This is a genomic window from Arthrobacter sp. A5, assembly GCF_051131705.1.
In the GTDB taxonomy this organism is placed as follows: Bacteria; Actinomycetota; Actinomycetes; order Actinomycetales; family Micrococcaceae; genus Arthrobacter_M.
Genome location: NZ_CP180316.1, coordinates 3,121,505 through 3,137,171 on the forward strand (window position 1 = coordinate 3,121,505; position 15,667 = coordinate 3,137,171).

Consider the following 15,667-nt stretch of genomic DNA (forward strand, 5'->3'; position numbering starts at 1 on the left):
TAACCCGCAATCCATCAAACGGAGGTATTCTCATGTCCGCACGTGATCCTGGCCTGGCCTTCACCGACGGTGCCCTGCAGTTCGAGGCCTGGTCCGATCAGCTGTGGGATCCGATGGGGTACGCCCTGGCATCGGCAGCACAGCTTCAGCCCGGTGAGCGGGTCCTCGACGCCTGCTGCGGCACGGGCGCCGCAACAGTCCCGGCCGCGGCCGCCGTCGGGCCCCAAGGTTCCGTCGACGCCGTCGACCTTTCCACCGGTCTGCTGCGCCTCGCCGCCGCCCGCGTCGGCGCGGCAAAGCTGCTGAACACCACGCTGACCGAAGCGGACGTCACGCAATGGCGCGGGCACCGGATTTTCGATGCCGTGCTTTGTTCCTACAGCATGTTCTTCTTCTCAGACATGGAGGCCGGAGTGGAGCATCTGGCCGATATGCTCCGCCCGGGCGGCCGGTTTGTCACCAGCACTTGGCTGGCCGGTGCGCTGGAACCCTTTGCCGGACGCATCCTCCAAGCCGCCGTCACCGAACGTCCGCGGCTGGAAGGCATCCTCCCCCGGCCCAACCGGAACATGGATAAGGTCTCTTCGGCCGACGCCCTCAAGAACTGGCTGCAGGACCGCGGCCTTACCGATGTCACCGTCACCGAGCGCACATTGTCCCTGACCGTCGACGACGAGATGGCGTGGACGTTGGTTATGGGCAGCGGCTGGCGGACCTACCTGCCGCGGGACCCGGAAGCCATCGAACGGGTCCGGAAGCTCTTTGTCCGTTCGGTGGGGCCGCAGGTGGAAATGAACTCGGATTCGCTGATTGGTGTGGGATACCGTCCCTAGCCGCGCGTCGGTGCGGGCCGCTGTGTCTACCGGCGACCCTGCCGGCGTCTGCGGATAATGTGCTCCCATCCGCACCTGCTCCGGCTCCGAATAACTACCGGAAGCAAAAATATCCGGACAGCTGATCCGGCGAGCACCGGAATCGAGGCAAGCGCATGTCGGCCGATCTTCAGCGGCGCAAATCGCAGCCAGGTTCCGCACACCCACACGCGCGCAGTCACCTCACGGCCTCTCATCCCCCGGGTCGACCCCGTTGGCCATTATGCTTGACCTTAATGGATACTCCACGAACTGCACGGCTGCCCGATCCGCCCCGGCAACTGCAGACACCCGACGATGCCGGCAACTCCGAGCGGGACAACCTCGCCCGGCTCATCTCGCTGACCGCGACCGGTGATCAGAGCGCCTTTGCGCAGCTCTACCAGCTCACCGCGAAGCGCGTTTACGGGATGGCACGGCGCGTCCTGATTGACGCGAATTTGGCTGAGGACACCACCCAAGAGGTCTACCTTCAGCTGTGGCAGTCTGCCGCCAAATATGACCCTGCCGCGGGCAGTCCCTTGGGGTGGTTGATGACGATTGCGCACCGCCGGGCGGTTGATAAAGTGCGATCGACGCAGAGCGCGACGGACCGCGAGGCCCGTTACGGCGCCACCAGCCATGTGATCGAGCACGACGACGTCGTCGACACGGTTAATGAGCGGCTCGACGCCGAGTCAGTGGTGAAGTGCTTAGCCACCCTGACTGTTACACAGCAGGAATCCGTGAAACTGGCCTACTATGGCGGACTGACCTATCGGGAAGTCGCCGAAAAACTTGGCGCCGCGGTGCCCACCATTAAGTCCCGCATCCGGGACGGACTATTACGGCTGAAAACCTGTCTGGAGGTGGGTTGAGATGAACGGACAAGCCATCAACAGCAATCAGTTCGCTGAGGATATCGCGACGGACCTCGCCCAGGGCAGGGTTATGGAGCTGGCGGAGATATACGCGGTGCACGCCGTGACCGACGCTGAGCGGGCGGAAATTGACGGGTACATTTCATCCGCACCCCACGAAATCCGGCACGGCTTTGAAGACCGGGTCCGGCAGGCCAGCGAAGCCCTCGCCGCCGCATACGCCACGGACGAAGCCGAACCGCCGGTAGGGCTGCTGGACAGTATCCTGGCTCAGCTGCCGCCGGCTGCCGCGGCAGCCGGCGCGTCGGAGGCTCCGGCTCCCGGCGCCGATGCGTCTGACACCGGGGCGGATGCTTCCTACACCGCCGGCACATCCGATGAATTGTCCGCCCGCCGGGAGCAAAAAGCCGCTCGGCGCGGTCTCTCCTCCGGGCGGCGCTGGCTGATCGGTGTGGCGGCGGCGGCAGCCATCGTCATCGGCGGTGTGGGTGTAGGAACAAATATTTTCAACAGCCAGGATCCCACCCGGCAGATACTTAACGCCGCCGATCTGCAGACCAAGAAGATTGAATTTCCGGCAGGTGGAACGGCCACCTTGGCCATTTCGGGGTCAAAGGACGCCGCGGTGGTGACCATGGAGAACGTTCCCGACCCGCCGGCCGGCAAGGTCTACCAGATGTGGCTGATCCCCAAAAATGGCACCGCGCCGGTCTCCCAGGGCACCGTGGACGCAGAAGCATTGTCCAAGGCAACAACCATCAAGGGCGTGGACAGCTCGTCCGCGTTTGCCATCACAGTGGAACCCGCGGGAGGCTCCGTCGGCCCAACGATGCCCACGGTCGCATCGCTCCCGCTCAACAGCTAGCACGTTCTCGGGCGACCCTTGACGTTGACGCAGCGTCAAGTTTTACAGTGATCGTATGCCCGGATCAGGGCACAGCGGCCCTGCAGGGCGGCGGAAACCGGCGTGAAAGGGAGCCTGCTGTGAAGGCGCATGATTCGGTCCATACCCGAGCAGCGCGGACCATCCTAACGGCCGGGGCAGGCGCTACGGGATCCGACTGGCCCATTTCGGACGTGGCCAGGATGTCCCGGGTTTCCTCGCGGACACTGCGGCATTATGACGCGATCGGGCTGTTGACTCCGGCCAGGACGGATCCCAGCGGCCATCGGCACTACGGACCGGCGGAACTTCGTCGGTTGCAGCGAATTCTACTGCTGCGTGGGCTGGGCCTGGCACTGGACACCATTGCAGCGGTCCTGGCGGGCGAAACGGATGAACTCGAAGCGCTCCGCACCCAGCACGGCTGGCTGTTGGCCGAACGTGACCGGATGGCGCGGATGGCCGCGACGGTCGATTCGACCATCAACGCATTGAGACGAGGAGAAACCATGAACGCCAACGAATTGTTCACCGGATTTGAAGAAAATCCTTACGAAGAGGAAGCCATTGCCCGCTGGGGCAAGGACGCCGTCGGACGGAGCAACGCTAAGTACGCGGCACTGTCCGCGGACGCCAAGCAGGGCATGGCGGACGAATCCGCCGCTATCAACGCCGACCTGGCCCGTTACCAGCGTGCCGGGTTGGCCGCCGACGACGACGCTGTCCAGACCGTCGTCGGGCGACACTACCGGTGGGTCTGTTTCCATTGGACACCGAATGCTCAGCAGTATGTGGGTCTGGGCCGGATGTACATCGACGAACCTCGGTTCCGTGCCGCCTACGAGACCGCCGGTGTGGACACGCAGTTCCTGCTTGAGGCCATCACGGCCTACGCCGCCGGAAACCTCGCTTAGCGCCCGGCTCGGTGGGCGTCGGGCGCCCGTTGCCTCGGCGGGCACCGGAGTCAGCCCTTGCGGCGCTTTATTTCCTCGGTGGCCTGCGGCAGCACGGTGAACAAATCTCCGACGATGCCGAAGTCCGCGATGTCAAACACCGGTGACTCGGCGTCCCGGTTCACAGCAACAATGACCTTGGATGTCTGCATCCCGGATTTCTGCTGAATGGCCCCCGAGATCCCGGCCGAAATATACAGCTGCGGGGAGACCGTTTTGCCCGTCTGTCCCACCTGCGCGGAGTGTTCGATCCAACCTGCGTCGGTGGCGGCCCGGGATGCGCCGACGGCAGCGCCGAGGACGTCGGCGAGCTCCTCCACAGGCCCGAAATTACCCTCCATGCCGCGTCCGCCCGCCACGACGATCCGTGCCTCTGTCAGCTCGGGACGGCCGCTGGCGGGCTTGCCCGTGCGGTCAATGATCCGCGCGGCAAGGCTGGCCGGACCGAAAATCACGGATACGACCTCCACCTCCGGCGAGGCCGGTACAGCCGCTTCTTCGGCATGGACGCTGTGCGGCTTGACGGTGATGACCGCAGTCGCCGTCGTCGCTCTGGCCGTCACAGTATATGAACCTGCCAGAACGGATTTTTGCACGTTCAGCCCCGCGTCGAGCCCCACAGCGTCGGAGATCACGCCGGCCGAAAGAGCGATGCCCACCCGCGCCGCGATTTCCTTGCACTCGGCGCTGTTCTCCAGCAGCACGGCCGCCGGTTGCAGCTGTGCGGCGACGTGGGTGAGGAAATCCGCCTTGGGAGCCACCAAGTATTCAAAAAGTTCGCTCTGCTCACACTGGTAAATCCTGCTGGCTCCGTGCGCACCCAGTGCGGTCAGAACCTCCCCTGACAGGGATCCGGCCAGCACCACCACGGGCTCCCCCACCGCGCGGGCCAGGGCCAGCAACTCCTGGGTGCTCTGGGGCAAAGCGGCGGCGCCCCCATGTGCGGAAGGCTGGTCAACAAAAACGAGAACTGCAGACATGGCGGGTCCTTCAGGCTCAGAGCAGCTTTTGGGCGGCGAGGAAATCCACCAGCAATAGGCCGGCGTTCCCTTCGTCGGTGATGATGGTGCCTGCCGTCCGCGGCGGCCGGACCTGCGCAGACTCGACGACGGTCCAAGACCCTGCCCGGCCGACCTGCGCCGGGTCGACGGCGATATCGGCCACCGTCAGTGTGGTCACCGTCTTCTTCTTGGCGGCCATGATGCCCTTGAAATTCGGGTAGCGCGGCGAATTGATCTGGTCCGTCACCGAGATCACGGCCGGCAGGGTGGCTTGGACCACCTCCGACTGGCTATCACCGTCCCGGCGGATAACCGCCCGGCGGACGCCGCCGTCGTCTGTCACCTCCAGCGACGCGGCGAAAGTCAGCTGAGGCAGCCCAAGACGAGCGGCCAGCTGTGCTGGAAGCAGGGACGTTTCCCCGTCCGTAGATGCCATCCCTGTCAGGATCAGATCCACCGGCCGGGAGGACGAAAGGTGACGGATCAGAGCCGCGAGCGCCAGGGACGTGGCGGCGGCGTCGGAGCCTGCCAGCGCCTCATCGCTGAGGTGGACACCTTCGAAGGCGCCGATCTGCAGCGCTTTTTTCACCGCGGCCACGGCTCCCGCGGGGCCCATTGTGACGGCGACGACATTATTTCCCGCGGCCACTCCGCCGCGCGCTTCCACCAGCTGAAGGGCCGCCTCGAGAGCATACTCGTCCAGTTCGGAAAGGATGCTGTCCGAGCGGTCTACCGTGTTTTCTTCGCCGGTCAGGTGCCGGTTTAACTGGACGTCCGGTACGTGTTTGACCAGAACCACTATGTTCAGTGCCGAATTTTCCATTGCTGCCCTTCATCCTGCAAGTCGTTACCCAAACCGGTTGCCGCACCCACCGGTCGGGGCACATTCACGGTCATCGCACCTGGCTGTTCTTTCCCCCAAGCTATCCTCATCGAGCTTAGTGCGTCGTCGTCGGCGACAGGCATTTATGCTGCGCAGCGTGACGATCGGCAGCGGCGCCGGGCAGCACCTCGGCGCAACCGGCCCCGGCACACTCGCTGCGTCGGATGGTGATCGCCGACCGGCCGGACAGCGGCCCAAACGCCACTGGAAGCGGGCGAACGACGTCACAAGCAGGCGCGGTTCCGCTGATCCGGAACCGCCCCTGCGGTCATGCCCTGCGGCGGTCATGCCCTGCTTTTATGCACTACTCTCGCCCTGCCCTGACCTGTTCACGCAGCGCCGCTGGCATGCTCCGCTGCTACTCGCTCGCCGCATCCAGGGTTACGTCCACGGACTGCTGCTTGCCGTCGCGGAGGAAGGTGGCCTTGACCGTAGCACCGGCCGCCTGTTCACGGACTGCCGCCGTCAGTGCTGAGGCATCGTCAATCACCCGAGTACCGAAGTTGGTGATGACATCACCGGCCTTGAATCCGGCCTTGTTCCCAGCCGATCCGGAAACCACCGAGGCAACAACGGCACCATTTGAGAAGGAGCCGGAGTTGGCCTGGCTGCCGGCGGCGCTGGGCTTGACCGAGACCCCGAGCTGACCATGGGTGGCTTTACCGTTGGCAATGATCTCCTGGGAAATCCGCTTGGCGGTGTCGATCGGGATAGAGAAGCCGACGCCGATGTTACCTGACTGGCTGCTCGAGCTGGATGAGGATCCAGCCGACGCGATGGCCACGTTGACGCCTATGATCTCACCCTTGGTATTCGTCAGTGCGCCGCCCGAGTTGCCGGGGTTGATCGCCGCATCGGTTTGAATCACGTTGAGGTTGACCGTACCGGTGGTCGCGCTGTTCGAGCCGCTGGAGCCGTCCGGTGGAGCAAAATTGAAGCCGTTGCCGTTACCCGATCCGGACGAATCACTCTGTGACTTCGGCACTGCAGAGGAGGCCACCTGAATGGTCCTGTTGAGCGTGGAGACAATGCCGTCCGTAACGGTACCGCTCAGCCCAAGCGGAGCACCGATGGCAATGACTGTGTCCCCGACATTGATCTTGTCCGAGTCTCCGAGCGTCGCCGGAACAAGACCGGGGGCGTTGATCTTGATGACGGCCAGATCGGACAGCGGATCGGTGCCGACGACCTTGGCCGGATACACCTTACCGTCACTGGTCCGGACCTCCAGCGTTGCATTGGCGGCCGCGCCATCCAGCGTCACCACGTGGGTGTTGGTGAGGATGTGCCCGGCCGTGTCAAGAATGACGCCGGAACCGGTTCCGCCGGAATTCCCCGATGCTGCAGAGATCGTAACCACGCTCGGAGTTGCCTTTTGCGCTGCTGCCGTTACCGCGCTGACGTCGTTGGTGTTGTTCACAATCAGGGGAATGTTCGGCGCGGCCTGACTGCTGCTCACGGCTGAGGTCGGATTGCCCAGCAGGAGCGAGGCGCCGGCCCCTGTCCCGCCGCCGACCAATGCCGCGGCAACCATGCCAGCTACGAAGATGCCGGCGCCGACCCTCTTCTTCTCGCGCCTTTTGCCGGGCCGCTGGCCGGCCGGATACCCCGGCCCTCCGGCATGCGGATGCGTCTGGCCAAAGACTGGGTGGCCATGTCCTGCGTTGTCCTGGGCGGAGTTGCCTAGTGAAGAACCGCTGTGGGAGAACGACGGTGAACCGGCCGGGTAGTCCGGCGGAGGCGCCGGAGTGCCGAAAGAGGTCTGAGCATATTGACCATACTGGGGCTGTGTTCCACCGGGCTGGCCGAAACCGGAGTGTGCTCCGGACTGGGCTGCGTGTGGGGACACATGCTCCGGCGCAGTCTGCATCGGGGAAGTCTGGTCTGACGACGTCTGTTCAGGGGAAACCACCGGAACTGGAGCATCGTCGGACGACCCGTGCCGGGCCGCGGTCGGCTCCTGAGCCGTCGACGCGGAGGACTCTCCGGCGTCGTGGCGCCGGTTCCACCACTCATGCATCGGCAAGGTGGGGTTAATGCCCTCGGCCGGAACAGGGCCGTCGCTGATCCGCTCCGTGTTGGTCCACTCCGAGCCGCTGTCCGAACCATGGCTGTTCGACACATGGTTGTCCGAAATCTGGTTGTCCCCGGCGTCCGGCTGCCCCTCGTTGGGCTGTCCGCTGCCGGACCGCTCCGGGGTGCTTGCCGCAGCGGTGCTGCCGCCCCTGCCCGTCCCTGCCGTGCCGTTCTCAGGTGTGCGGCTGTCAGTGGGGACGGCATCGCTGCCAAAGCCGGACTCGCCGCCATTGTGCTCGGTCATTGGTCTTTCCTTCCTTATCGGTAGTTCCACTATGGACGCCGGAACTGGAGCCTTCGCGAACGTTTGCTGGAAGCTTCCTGTGAACTGACATTCTCCACCCATGGACCGACAATCCAACCTATACCGGCAGCACCGGCCAGATTCGGCCGGCCAGATTCGGCCGGTCCCTCTAAAGTCTCCGCCGGACAGCTTGTTTTCGCTAGCGGCATATCCTGCAATATGGACTGGCATCTGGACGCATCATAGAATCAAAACCAGCTGCCACGGCTCGCTTCGGCACTTCGCTGCTGGGTCGCCGGGGCTCTTTGCCCGGAGTGCGCCCCGGCCGGGGTCTTCCACTAACGGGTTCGCAGGTAACGCACCGAAGGGTTTCATATGCGGTCCGGTCTCAGTTTGTTCACTCGCCTTCTTGCCGCGGCGGGACTCGCCGCCCTGCTGCTCCTCCCCGGGACAGCGGCCAATGCCGAACCGCCCGTGAACATTCCGGCCGGCCAGTACGTGGTGGATGCTGCCGGAGTTCTCGGCAGCAAAGCCGGTGACGTCAAAAACGCCCTCACACAGCTGAGCCGGGACCACGGTTACACCCTGTTCGTGGTGTACGTGAAGTCCTTCGATTCCATGGATCCACAGGCATGGGGCCAGTCCGTGGTCAACAGCAAGAGCATGGGCAGCCACGATGCCCTTCTCGCTGTGGCAACGGACGAGGGCCATTTCACGTTTCTTGGCGGAAAGAACACGACCCTGACGCCGCAACAGGGCGAAAACATCATCGGTAAGGCCATCAAGCCCCAGCTCAGCGGCCACAACTGGGCGCAGGCCGCGATCGACGCGGCCGCCGCCCTGGGCGACGCGGCCGGAGGCGGCAGCGGCACCGTTCCGAACCCCACCGGAGGTTACGTCGCCCTCGGTATTGGTGGCGTCGTCGTCCTCGGTGGGGCCGGCACGGCCCTCGCGATCCGCAGCAAACGACGGAAGACCGCTCAGGCTGCCACCGAGTCCGGCTACGGACCCGACGGCGAAAAGCTTGACCCTCTGGCGGGAGTCAGCATTCCCGAGCTGCGCCAGCGGGCCGGCTCCCTCCTCATTGCGGCCGATGACGCCATCAAATCCAGTGAACAAGAGGTAGGGTTCGCCCAGGCCGCCTATGGCGATGAGGCCGTGAAACCGTTTCAGAAGGCCCTGTTCGAGGCCCAAGGCCATCTGCAGGAGTCCTTTAAACTCCAACAGCAGCTCGACGATGCCATCCCGGATACAGTCGGGGAACAACGCGCCTGGTACGGGGAGATCATCCGCCGCTGCGAAGCCGCCAACGCGTCGTTGGAAGAGCAGAAGGAAAACTTCGATTCACTGCGGGAGCTGGAAAAGAATGCCCCGGAGGCATTGGCCACTGTGGCGGCCGGCCGCGAGGAGGCGGAAGCCAGGGTCGCCGCGGCGGAGGCCAACCTGACGGCCCTGCAGAGCCGGTACACGGAATCGGCTCTCTCCACCATCGGGGACAACATCAGCCAGGCGCAGGAACGGCTCGAATTTGTCCAGACCGCATCGCAGACGGCACAGGAGAAAATCTCCGCCTCGGACGCCAGCGGCGCCGCCGTGGCTGTGCGGGCGGCGGAGGAAAGTCTGCATCAGGCCAAGCTGCTGCTTGACGCAGTGGGCAAGGTCGCCGAGGGCCTCGATCAGGCGCTCTCGGCGCTGCGGGAGTCCGTACGAGAAACTGGCTCCGATCTGAATCAAGCCAAAGCTCTGGCCTCCTCGGGGACGAATCCGCACTTCACCGGCCAGATCGCCGCGGCCGAGTCAGTGCTGGATCAGGCACAGCAGGAGCTTGCGGCCGACCGGCTGGACCCCGTCTCCATCCTTGCCCAATTGGAAAAGGCCCACAGCGGTATCGATGCCATGCTTGCTGGCATCCGGGACCAGCAGCAGCAGGCCGCCCGGGCCTTGGCGTCGCTGGCCCAGACCATCAGGGCCGCGCAGGCGCAGATCTCCTCCTCGCAGGATTACATTGCCGCCCGCCGCGGCGGCGTCGGATCCGAGGCCCGGACCCGCATCGCCGAAGCGCAGCGGAACCTCGATTACGCGCTGTCCATCCAACGCAGCGATCCCGTCTCGGCGCTGACTTATGCGCAGCAGGCCAGCGCGTTGGCCCAACAGGCCGCCCAGCTTGCCCAGTCCGATGTCTCCGGCTTCCGCGGCGGCGGCGGTTACGGAGGGGGCGGCTTCGGCGGTGGTGGCTTCGGCGGCGCGATTTTGGGCGGTATCCTCGGCGGAATGATTTCCGGCGGCGGCAGGGACGGCGGCAGCTGGGGTGGCGGCGGATTTGGAGGATTCGGCGGCGGCGGAGGCGGAGGATTCGGCGGCGGAGGCGGTGGGGGCGGCTTCGGCGGCGGCGGCGGGAACTTCTGACGTCGACCACAGCGCAGGGAACGTCACACTCCGACGGCCGCGGGACCGTCTGGGTCGACGACGGCGGGGCGGTGAGCGGCCGCAGTACCGGAGGAAGCCAGACTATGGTTTTTGACAGGCTACATTCAGCGATATCAGGTTTGCCCATTCCTCACGGGGACCCAGAGCAGGACGAAAGGTAACACGATGGCTAAGCAGTCCATTTTTGGCCGTATCTCACAGTTGGCCAGGGCCAACATCAACGCGTTGCTGGACCAGGCCGAAGATCCGCAGAAAATGCTCGATCAGATGGTCCGTGACTACACCAACAACATTGCCGAAGCTGAATCAGCGGTGGCCCAGACCATCGGTAATCTGCGGATGCTCCAGGATGACTACCAGCAGGACATCAAGGCCTCACGGGATTGGGGCACTAAGGCCCTGGCAGCCAGCCGCAAAGCCGATGAATACCGCGCCGGGGGAAATGACCCAGACGCGCAGAAGTTCGACAATCTCGCCAAGATTGCGCTGCAGCGCCAGATGACCTCCGAGAACGAGGCCAGAACCGCCGAGCCGAGCATCGCAGCCCAGTCTGACGTCGTGGAGAAGCTCAAGACCGGGCTGAACCAGATGAAGGGCAAGCTCGGTGAGCTTTCCGCCAAGCGCAATGAGCTTATTGCCCGCTCAAAAACGGTGGAAGCACAAACGCAAGTCCACGACGCGCTCAAGAGCATCGACATCCTGGACCCCACCAGCGAGGTGAGCCGTTTCGAGGAAAAGATCCGCCGCGAAGAAGCCAAGGTCCGCGGCCAGGCTGAGCTGGCGGCCTCCAGCCTGGATGCCCAATTCAACAGTCTGGAGGATCTGGGCGAGCAGACCGAGATTGAAGCGAGACTCGCTGCCCTGAAGTCCGGGAACACTACCGCGCCGGCCGCGATCCAGGCAGGATCCCAGGACTCAAAGGCTACCGCCGGCGTGGATGAAGCCGAGTTCGAAAACCTCTGATCAGGTTTCTCGTCTGATCTGATAACTCGTCGACGCAGTTCGACACGGCAGGGGGTCCGCGGAAGCGGGCCCCTAAGCCGGCAGGGGGCCGGTGGAAACGGCAGCGTGGGTCGAGGTGCAGCCGGTAGATTGGGCGAATGGGACCGAGCATTCTATGACTGCGCGATGACTTGAGGTTAACAGACAACCCGGCGCTGGAGGCAGCCCGACGCCGCTGAGCCTCGCCAGCCGTTCTGGGCTCCAGCTCGGATCGACGGGCTGCACGCCCGCACGGACACCCTGGCCAGCTCGGATCTGCGCCCATCCCGGCCGGACCGGGCTCCCGGCTGCTGCACTTCAACCCGGATCTCGCGACCGTGAACTACCGCCCGGAATTCGACGGGTTCCCTTGGGAACCGGTATCCGCGGCCGAGCTGAAATCGTGGCAGCAGGGTACATCGGCTATCCACTGGTGGACGCAGACGCGGCCAGCAACCCCGCCAATTGGCAGTGGGTGGCGGGCTCCGGTGCCGATGCCCCACCCTATTTCCGGATTTTCAATCCTGTGACCCACAGCAAAAGTTCGACTGCGAGGGCCGGTATCTGCGCCGCTACCTTCCGGAACTTGGATTCGCCCCGGGGCCCTTTGACCTGTAGTGTGAGTCCCACGTAGGGGAGTATCCGTTACGCTGCATACGTCAACACGTGGAGCAATGTCGCTCCGCCGGGTGCAGCGGGCAGTCATATGAGACTGTTTGGAGAGACTTATGGTGATCGTTTATGCCGTCACCACCCTACGAAAGCAGCCATCATGACTGTATCCCCCCTCACCTGGGGCCTGACCATTGTCCTGATTCTCGGACTTCTGGCGTTCGATTATTTCTTCCACATCCGCAAGGCGCATGTGCCCAAGCTCCAAGAGGCCGCCCTCTGGTCCGGCATCTACGTGGGTCTGGCACTGCTGTTCGGCGTCGGGCTGTGGATTTTCGGCGGCACGCAAATGGGCACGGAATACTTTGCCGGATACGTGACCGAAAAAGCACTTTCCGTCGACAACCTGTTCGTGTTCCTGATTCTCATCGCAAGCTTCCGGGTACCCCGGGAGGACCAGCAGAAGGTACTGCTCTTCGGCATCGTCTTCTCCTTGCTGGCGCGGACAGGATTCATTTTCCTCGGTGCCGCTCTCATCAATTCCTTCGCCTGGGTCTTTTACATCTTCGGGCTGATCCTGCTGATCACCGCCGGCAACCTGCTCAAGCCGGAAAAGGAGGACGAGGGCTCCGCGGATAACTTCATCATCCGACTGGCCCGCAAGTTTTTCCACACCTCCGAGCATTACGACGGCGACAAGCTGTTCACGCAGGAAGACGGGAAACGCGTACTGACGCCGATGCTGCTGGTGATGGTGGCCATCGGAGGAACAGATCTGCTCTTCGCCCTGGATTCGATTCCCGCGATCTTCGGTCTGACACAGAACGTCTATATTGTTTTCACGGCCACAGCCTTCTCCCTCATGGGCCTTCGGCAGCTGTACTTTTTGATCGATGGACTGCTGGACCGGCTGATCTACCTCTCCTATGGCCTCGCCGCAATTCTCGCCTTCATCGGCGTCAAATTGGTACTGCACGCACTGCATGAAAATAACCTCCCCTTCGTCAATGGCGGGGAGTCCGTGCCGGTCCTGGAAATCAGCACCGGCCTGTCACTGGCCGTGATCATCGGCGTCCTGGCAGTGACTGTGGTTGCCTCCCTGCTCAGCCCGGCGGGCAAGGTGCAGGCGGCGGTTTCGGCATCCGGCACCATGCCACCGAGTACTTGGACCTGACCTACACGGTGGACCTCACCGAGCGCGAGCGTGTCTACACCCTGATGACGGCGGCCGAGCAGGACATCCGCAAAATGCCCCTGAAGCACCGGGACAAAGCCAAGGATGTGGATGAGATCCGCGAGCTGGTCCGCCGGGCGCACGCCGAGCATGCAAAGTTCCCGGCCAAGTAGCCCCTTATCCCAGCGGCCTACGGCCGAGGCGCCGACGTGTGACCTGCACGGCCTTGATTCCGCCGTGCAGGTCGGGCTCAAAGCAGGCCGGGCTCAAAGCCGGCCGAGCTGGGGAACCAGTTCGCGGAACAGGTCGGCGGCCGCGTTCGGGTCAGCCAGCGCGGTATTGATCAGGATTGCCACCGTTGCTTTTCTCACCGGGTCATACATGACCAGAGATTCGTAGCCGAATCCAACACCGGTGTGTCCCCACCAACCGTCGAGCTCCCCCAGCGCCAATCCATATCCGTCGTACGATGGAGTGAAGTCGCTGTTCTGCGGATCCGAAACCGAGGTCATCCGGGCAGCCTGCAGGTCCGAGGGAAGCAGCGTCCCCGACCCGAGTTCGGTCCCCCAACTGAGCAGATCACCGATATCTCCGAACAGTCCGCCCGCCGCGCTGTACAGCGTATCGCTGGGCGGCTGAAGGCCCGACGGACCATCCGCAGACGTATCCTCGGGCGGCTCCAGCACGGCACCCAACGCAGCATTGGGCGGATACACGATGGAGGTCAGGTGCAACGGATCCAGCAGCCGGGTCCTCACCTGCTGGTCCCAGGTTTGGCCCGTGAGCACCCTGATGATCGTTCCCAACAGCACGGTATTGGTATTGCTGTAGCCAAAGTCCGTGCCGGGGTCGAAAACCAGCGGCTGTGCAAAAGAATCTGCGAGCAGGTCCGCATCCGTCCAGATGTACTCGTCCCCGGAGTTCATCTGGTCCGAGAAGTCCTGAGTATCGGAATACTCAGCCAGCCCGGTCCGCATCTCCAGCGCCATCCGCACCGATATGGTGTCACCGGACGGAACCGAGGCCACGTAATCTGACACCGGGTCGTCCAGCCGCAGTTTCCCTTCGGCAACCAATTGGAGGATCACGGTGCCCACAAAGGTTTTGGTGATGCTCCGATAAGCGAATAGATCCGTTCCCTGAAGGAACGTTTCGTTGTCAACATCGGCGTAGCCATTCAGCGAGAGGAACCGGCCCCGCGCGGTGGCAATCCCGACGGCTACCCCGGCGGCACCCTGATCGGCAGCGAAATTGCTGACCGTCGACTGCAGATCGGGCGGAAGCGACTGCCAGAGCCCCTGCGGCGCGGCGGCCACAGGAATGGGCGTGCCACCGCCGGACGAACCGCTGCCAGACGTGCCGCCGCTGGTCGAGCCAATCCCGGGCGTCCCGCTTCCTGATTTGGCCCCGCCGGGCGTGCCGCCGCCGGGCGTGCCACCGGGTTTGGCCCCGCCGGCTAAATTGCCTCCGTTGACCTGTCCGTTGCGGTCTACATTAGCCCGGCTGTCCGCCCCGGCGCCGCGGTACCTGGCGGCACCGTCGTGAGATCCGGCCGCCGCGCCGGACCCGGCACCTTCCAACGACACAAAAGACAGACCGGTACCGACCAGGACACCCGCCACACAGCCAGCAGCTACGCGGCCGAAATGCTTCGGCAACCGTGCCATCGTGCCTCCCTGCTGGAGCGGCGCAGTCCGTGTCGGCCGCGGCGTTGTACTGCTGCTGTGCATGCCCGTACTGTACCTGCGGCTGCCCTACCCGCTTGCTGTGCCTTCCGATGCTGCGCTGACGGCCATGCCTCACATTTGGGCGAACGCCGCCGTCGCCGGATCCGCACCGATCCGCTGGCCGGCCTCCAAGGAGCCGACGGCTGCCAGCTCCTCGGCGGAGAGCGTCAGGGTGACGGCGGCCAGATTTTCCCGCATGCGTGATGAATCCGCGGATTTGGGAATCACGATAGTCCCTCGGCCCAGGTGCCAGGCCAGCACGACCTGCGCCGGTGTGGCACCGTGTTTCTGTGCCAGCGTCCGTACCGTTTCGGCAGACAGATCACTTCCCTGGCCCAGTGGGCTGTAGGCCTCGATCTCAATCCCGTGGGAGCGGCTTTTGGCCGCAACGTCCTCCTGCTGGAACGTGGGATGCAGTTCTATCTGATTGACCGCCGGAGTCATACTGCCACCGGCCAGCAATGTCTCCAGATTGGCCGGGAGGAAATTGGAGACACCGATGGCCCGGATCGCGCCCTTGGCGTATAGCTTCTCCATTGCGTTCCAGGCCTGCACGAACAGCCCTTGTGATGGGACCGGCCAGTGAATCAGATACAGGTCAACAATGTCCACACCGAGCGCCCTGCGGCTGTTCTCGAAAGCGGCTGCGGCACTCCCCTGTTCACCGTTGCGAAGCTTGGTGGTGATGAACAGCTCTTCGCGCGGAATCCCCGAGGCGACGATGGCAGCCCCTACGCCGGCCTCGTTGCCGTAGGCAGCGGCGGTGTCAATGTGGCGGTAACCGGCTGCCAGCGCGTCCTCGACGATTCTCTGGGTTTCCTCCGGCGGGACCTGAAAAACACCGAACCCCAGTTGAGGGATGGTTACCCCGTTGTTCAGAGTCAGCTCGGGCACGATAACCTTCGGCTCAGTAGACATATGTTTGCCTTTCCACGCTGTCATGCCGACGGCGGGAAGTTCCGCCGGCCTCTTCC

The 15,667-nt window shown here is 63.9% G+C and carries 11 protein-coding genes and 2 pseudogenes; 8 read left to right on the forward strand and 5 right to left on the reverse strand.

Going from position 1 to position 15,667, the window contains the following annotated elements; all coding sequences use genetic code 11:
* Positions 1 to 32 precede the first annotated feature (32 nt).
* The 4 genes from ACLLJI_RS14695 to ACLLJI_RS14710 all read left to right on the forward strand — a co-directional run bounded on the left by ACLLJI_RS14695 (position 33) and on the right by ACLLJI_RS14710 (position 3,529).
* Positions 33 to 833 carry a class I SAM-dependent methyltransferase gene (locus ACLLJI_RS14695; protein ID WP_434613628.1) on the forward strand — a complete coding sequence of 267 codons (801 nt, stop codon included), beginning with the start codon at positions 33 to 35 and terminating at the stop codon, positions 831 to 833.
* A 275-nt stretch (positions 834 to 1,108) separates the two neighbouring features.
* The gene (gene sigK, locus ACLLJI_RS14700) at positions 1,109 to 1,729 is read left to right on the forward strand and encodes an ECF RNA polymerase sigma factor SigK (protein ID WP_434613631.1); all 621 of its coding nucleotides are present in this window, start codon (positions 1,109 to 1,111) and stop codon (positions 1,727 to 1,729) included.
* A gap of 1 nt (position 1,730) precedes the next feature.
* Positions 1,731 to 2,597, forward strand: a complete 867-nt coding sequence (locus tag ACLLJI_RS14705; RefSeq protein ID WP_434613634.1) for an anti-sigma factor — start codon at positions 1,731 to 1,733, stop codon at positions 2,595 to 2,597.
* A 119-nt stretch (positions 2,598 to 2,716) separates the two neighbouring features.
* Complete coding sequence (locus tag ACLLJI_RS14710; protein ID WP_434613637.1) at positions 2,717 to 3,529, forward strand: MerR family transcriptional regulator; 813 nt, start codon at positions 2,717 to 2,719, stop codon at positions 3,527 to 3,529.
* 50 nt (positions 3,530 to 3,579) lie between these two features.
* On the opposite strand, the gene ACLLJI_RS14715 is transcribed toward ACLLJI_RS14710, so the two are convergent.
* From ACLLJI_RS14715 to ACLLJI_RS14725, 3 genes are all read right to left on the reverse strand, one after another.
* A complete protein-coding gene (locus ACLLJI_RS14715) occupies positions 3,580 to 4,548 on the reverse strand; it encodes an electron transfer flavoprotein subunit alpha/FixB family protein (RefSeq protein ID WP_434613640.1) in 969 nt (322 codons plus the stop codon).
* 16 nt (positions 4,549 to 4,564) lie between these two features.
* On the reverse strand, positions 4,565 to 5,392 hold the full coding sequence (locus ACLLJI_RS14720; protein ID WP_434613643.1) for an electron transfer flavoprotein subunit beta/FixA family protein: 828 nt from the start codon (positions 5,390 to 5,392) through the stop codon (positions 4,565 to 4,567).
* A 418-nt stretch (positions 5,393 to 5,810) separates the two neighbouring features.
* Positions 5,811 to 7,772 carry a trypsin-like peptidase domain-containing protein gene (locus ACLLJI_RS14725; RefSeq protein ID WP_434613646.1) on the reverse strand — a complete coding sequence of 654 codons (1,962 nt, stop codon included), beginning with the start codon at positions 7,770 to 7,772 and terminating at the stop codon, positions 5,811 to 5,813.
* Between the two features lie 393 nt (positions 7,773 to 8,165).
* Between ACLLJI_RS14725 and ACLLJI_RS14730 the strand changes: the two genes are divergently transcribed.
* The 4 genes and pseudogenes from ACLLJI_RS14730 (at position 8,166) to ACLLJI_RS14745 (ending at position 13,139) form a co-directional block, all read left to right on the forward strand.
* The gene (locus tag ACLLJI_RS14730) at positions 8,166 to 10,178 is read left to right on the forward strand and encodes a TPM domain-containing protein (RefSeq protein WP_434613649.1); all 2,013 of its coding nucleotides are present in this window, start codon (positions 8,166 to 8,168) and stop codon (positions 10,176 to 10,178) included.
* 186 nt (positions 10,179 to 10,364) lie between these two features.
* Positions 10,365 to 11,162: a PspA/IM30 family protein gene (locus ACLLJI_RS14735; protein ID WP_434613652.1), complete on the forward strand. Its 798-nt coding sequence runs from the start codon at positions 10,365 to 10,367 to the stop codon at positions 11,160 to 11,162.
* Positions 11,163 to 11,488: 326 nt separating this feature from the next.
* Positions 11,489 to 11,798: pseudogene (locus ACLLJI_RS14740) on the forward strand (FAD-binding domain-containing protein); the annotation flags it as partial.
* 154 nt (positions 11,799 to 11,952) lie between these two features.
* A pseudogene (locus tag ACLLJI_RS14745) lies at positions 11,953 to 13,139 on the forward strand (TerC family protein).
* A gap of 93 nt (positions 13,140 to 13,232) precedes the next feature.
* Here ACLLJI_RS14745 and ACLLJI_RS14750 read toward each other — a convergent pair.
* Together ACLLJI_RS14750 and ACLLJI_RS14755 are read right to left on the reverse strand one after the other, a co-directional pair.
* Positions 13,233 to 14,633: a serine hydrolase domain-containing protein gene (locus ACLLJI_RS14750; RefSeq protein ID WP_434613655.1), complete on the reverse strand. Its 1,401-nt coding sequence runs from the start codon at positions 14,631 to 14,633 to the stop codon at positions 13,233 to 13,235.
* Between the two features lie 132 nt (positions 14,634 to 14,765).
* Positions 14,766 to 15,611, reverse strand: coding sequence for an aldo/keto reductase (locus tag ACLLJI_RS14755; RefSeq protein WP_434613658.1), 846 nt, complete (start codon positions 15,609 to 15,611; stop codon positions 14,766 to 14,768).
* Between the last annotated feature and the right edge of the window lie 56 nt (positions 15,612 to 15,667).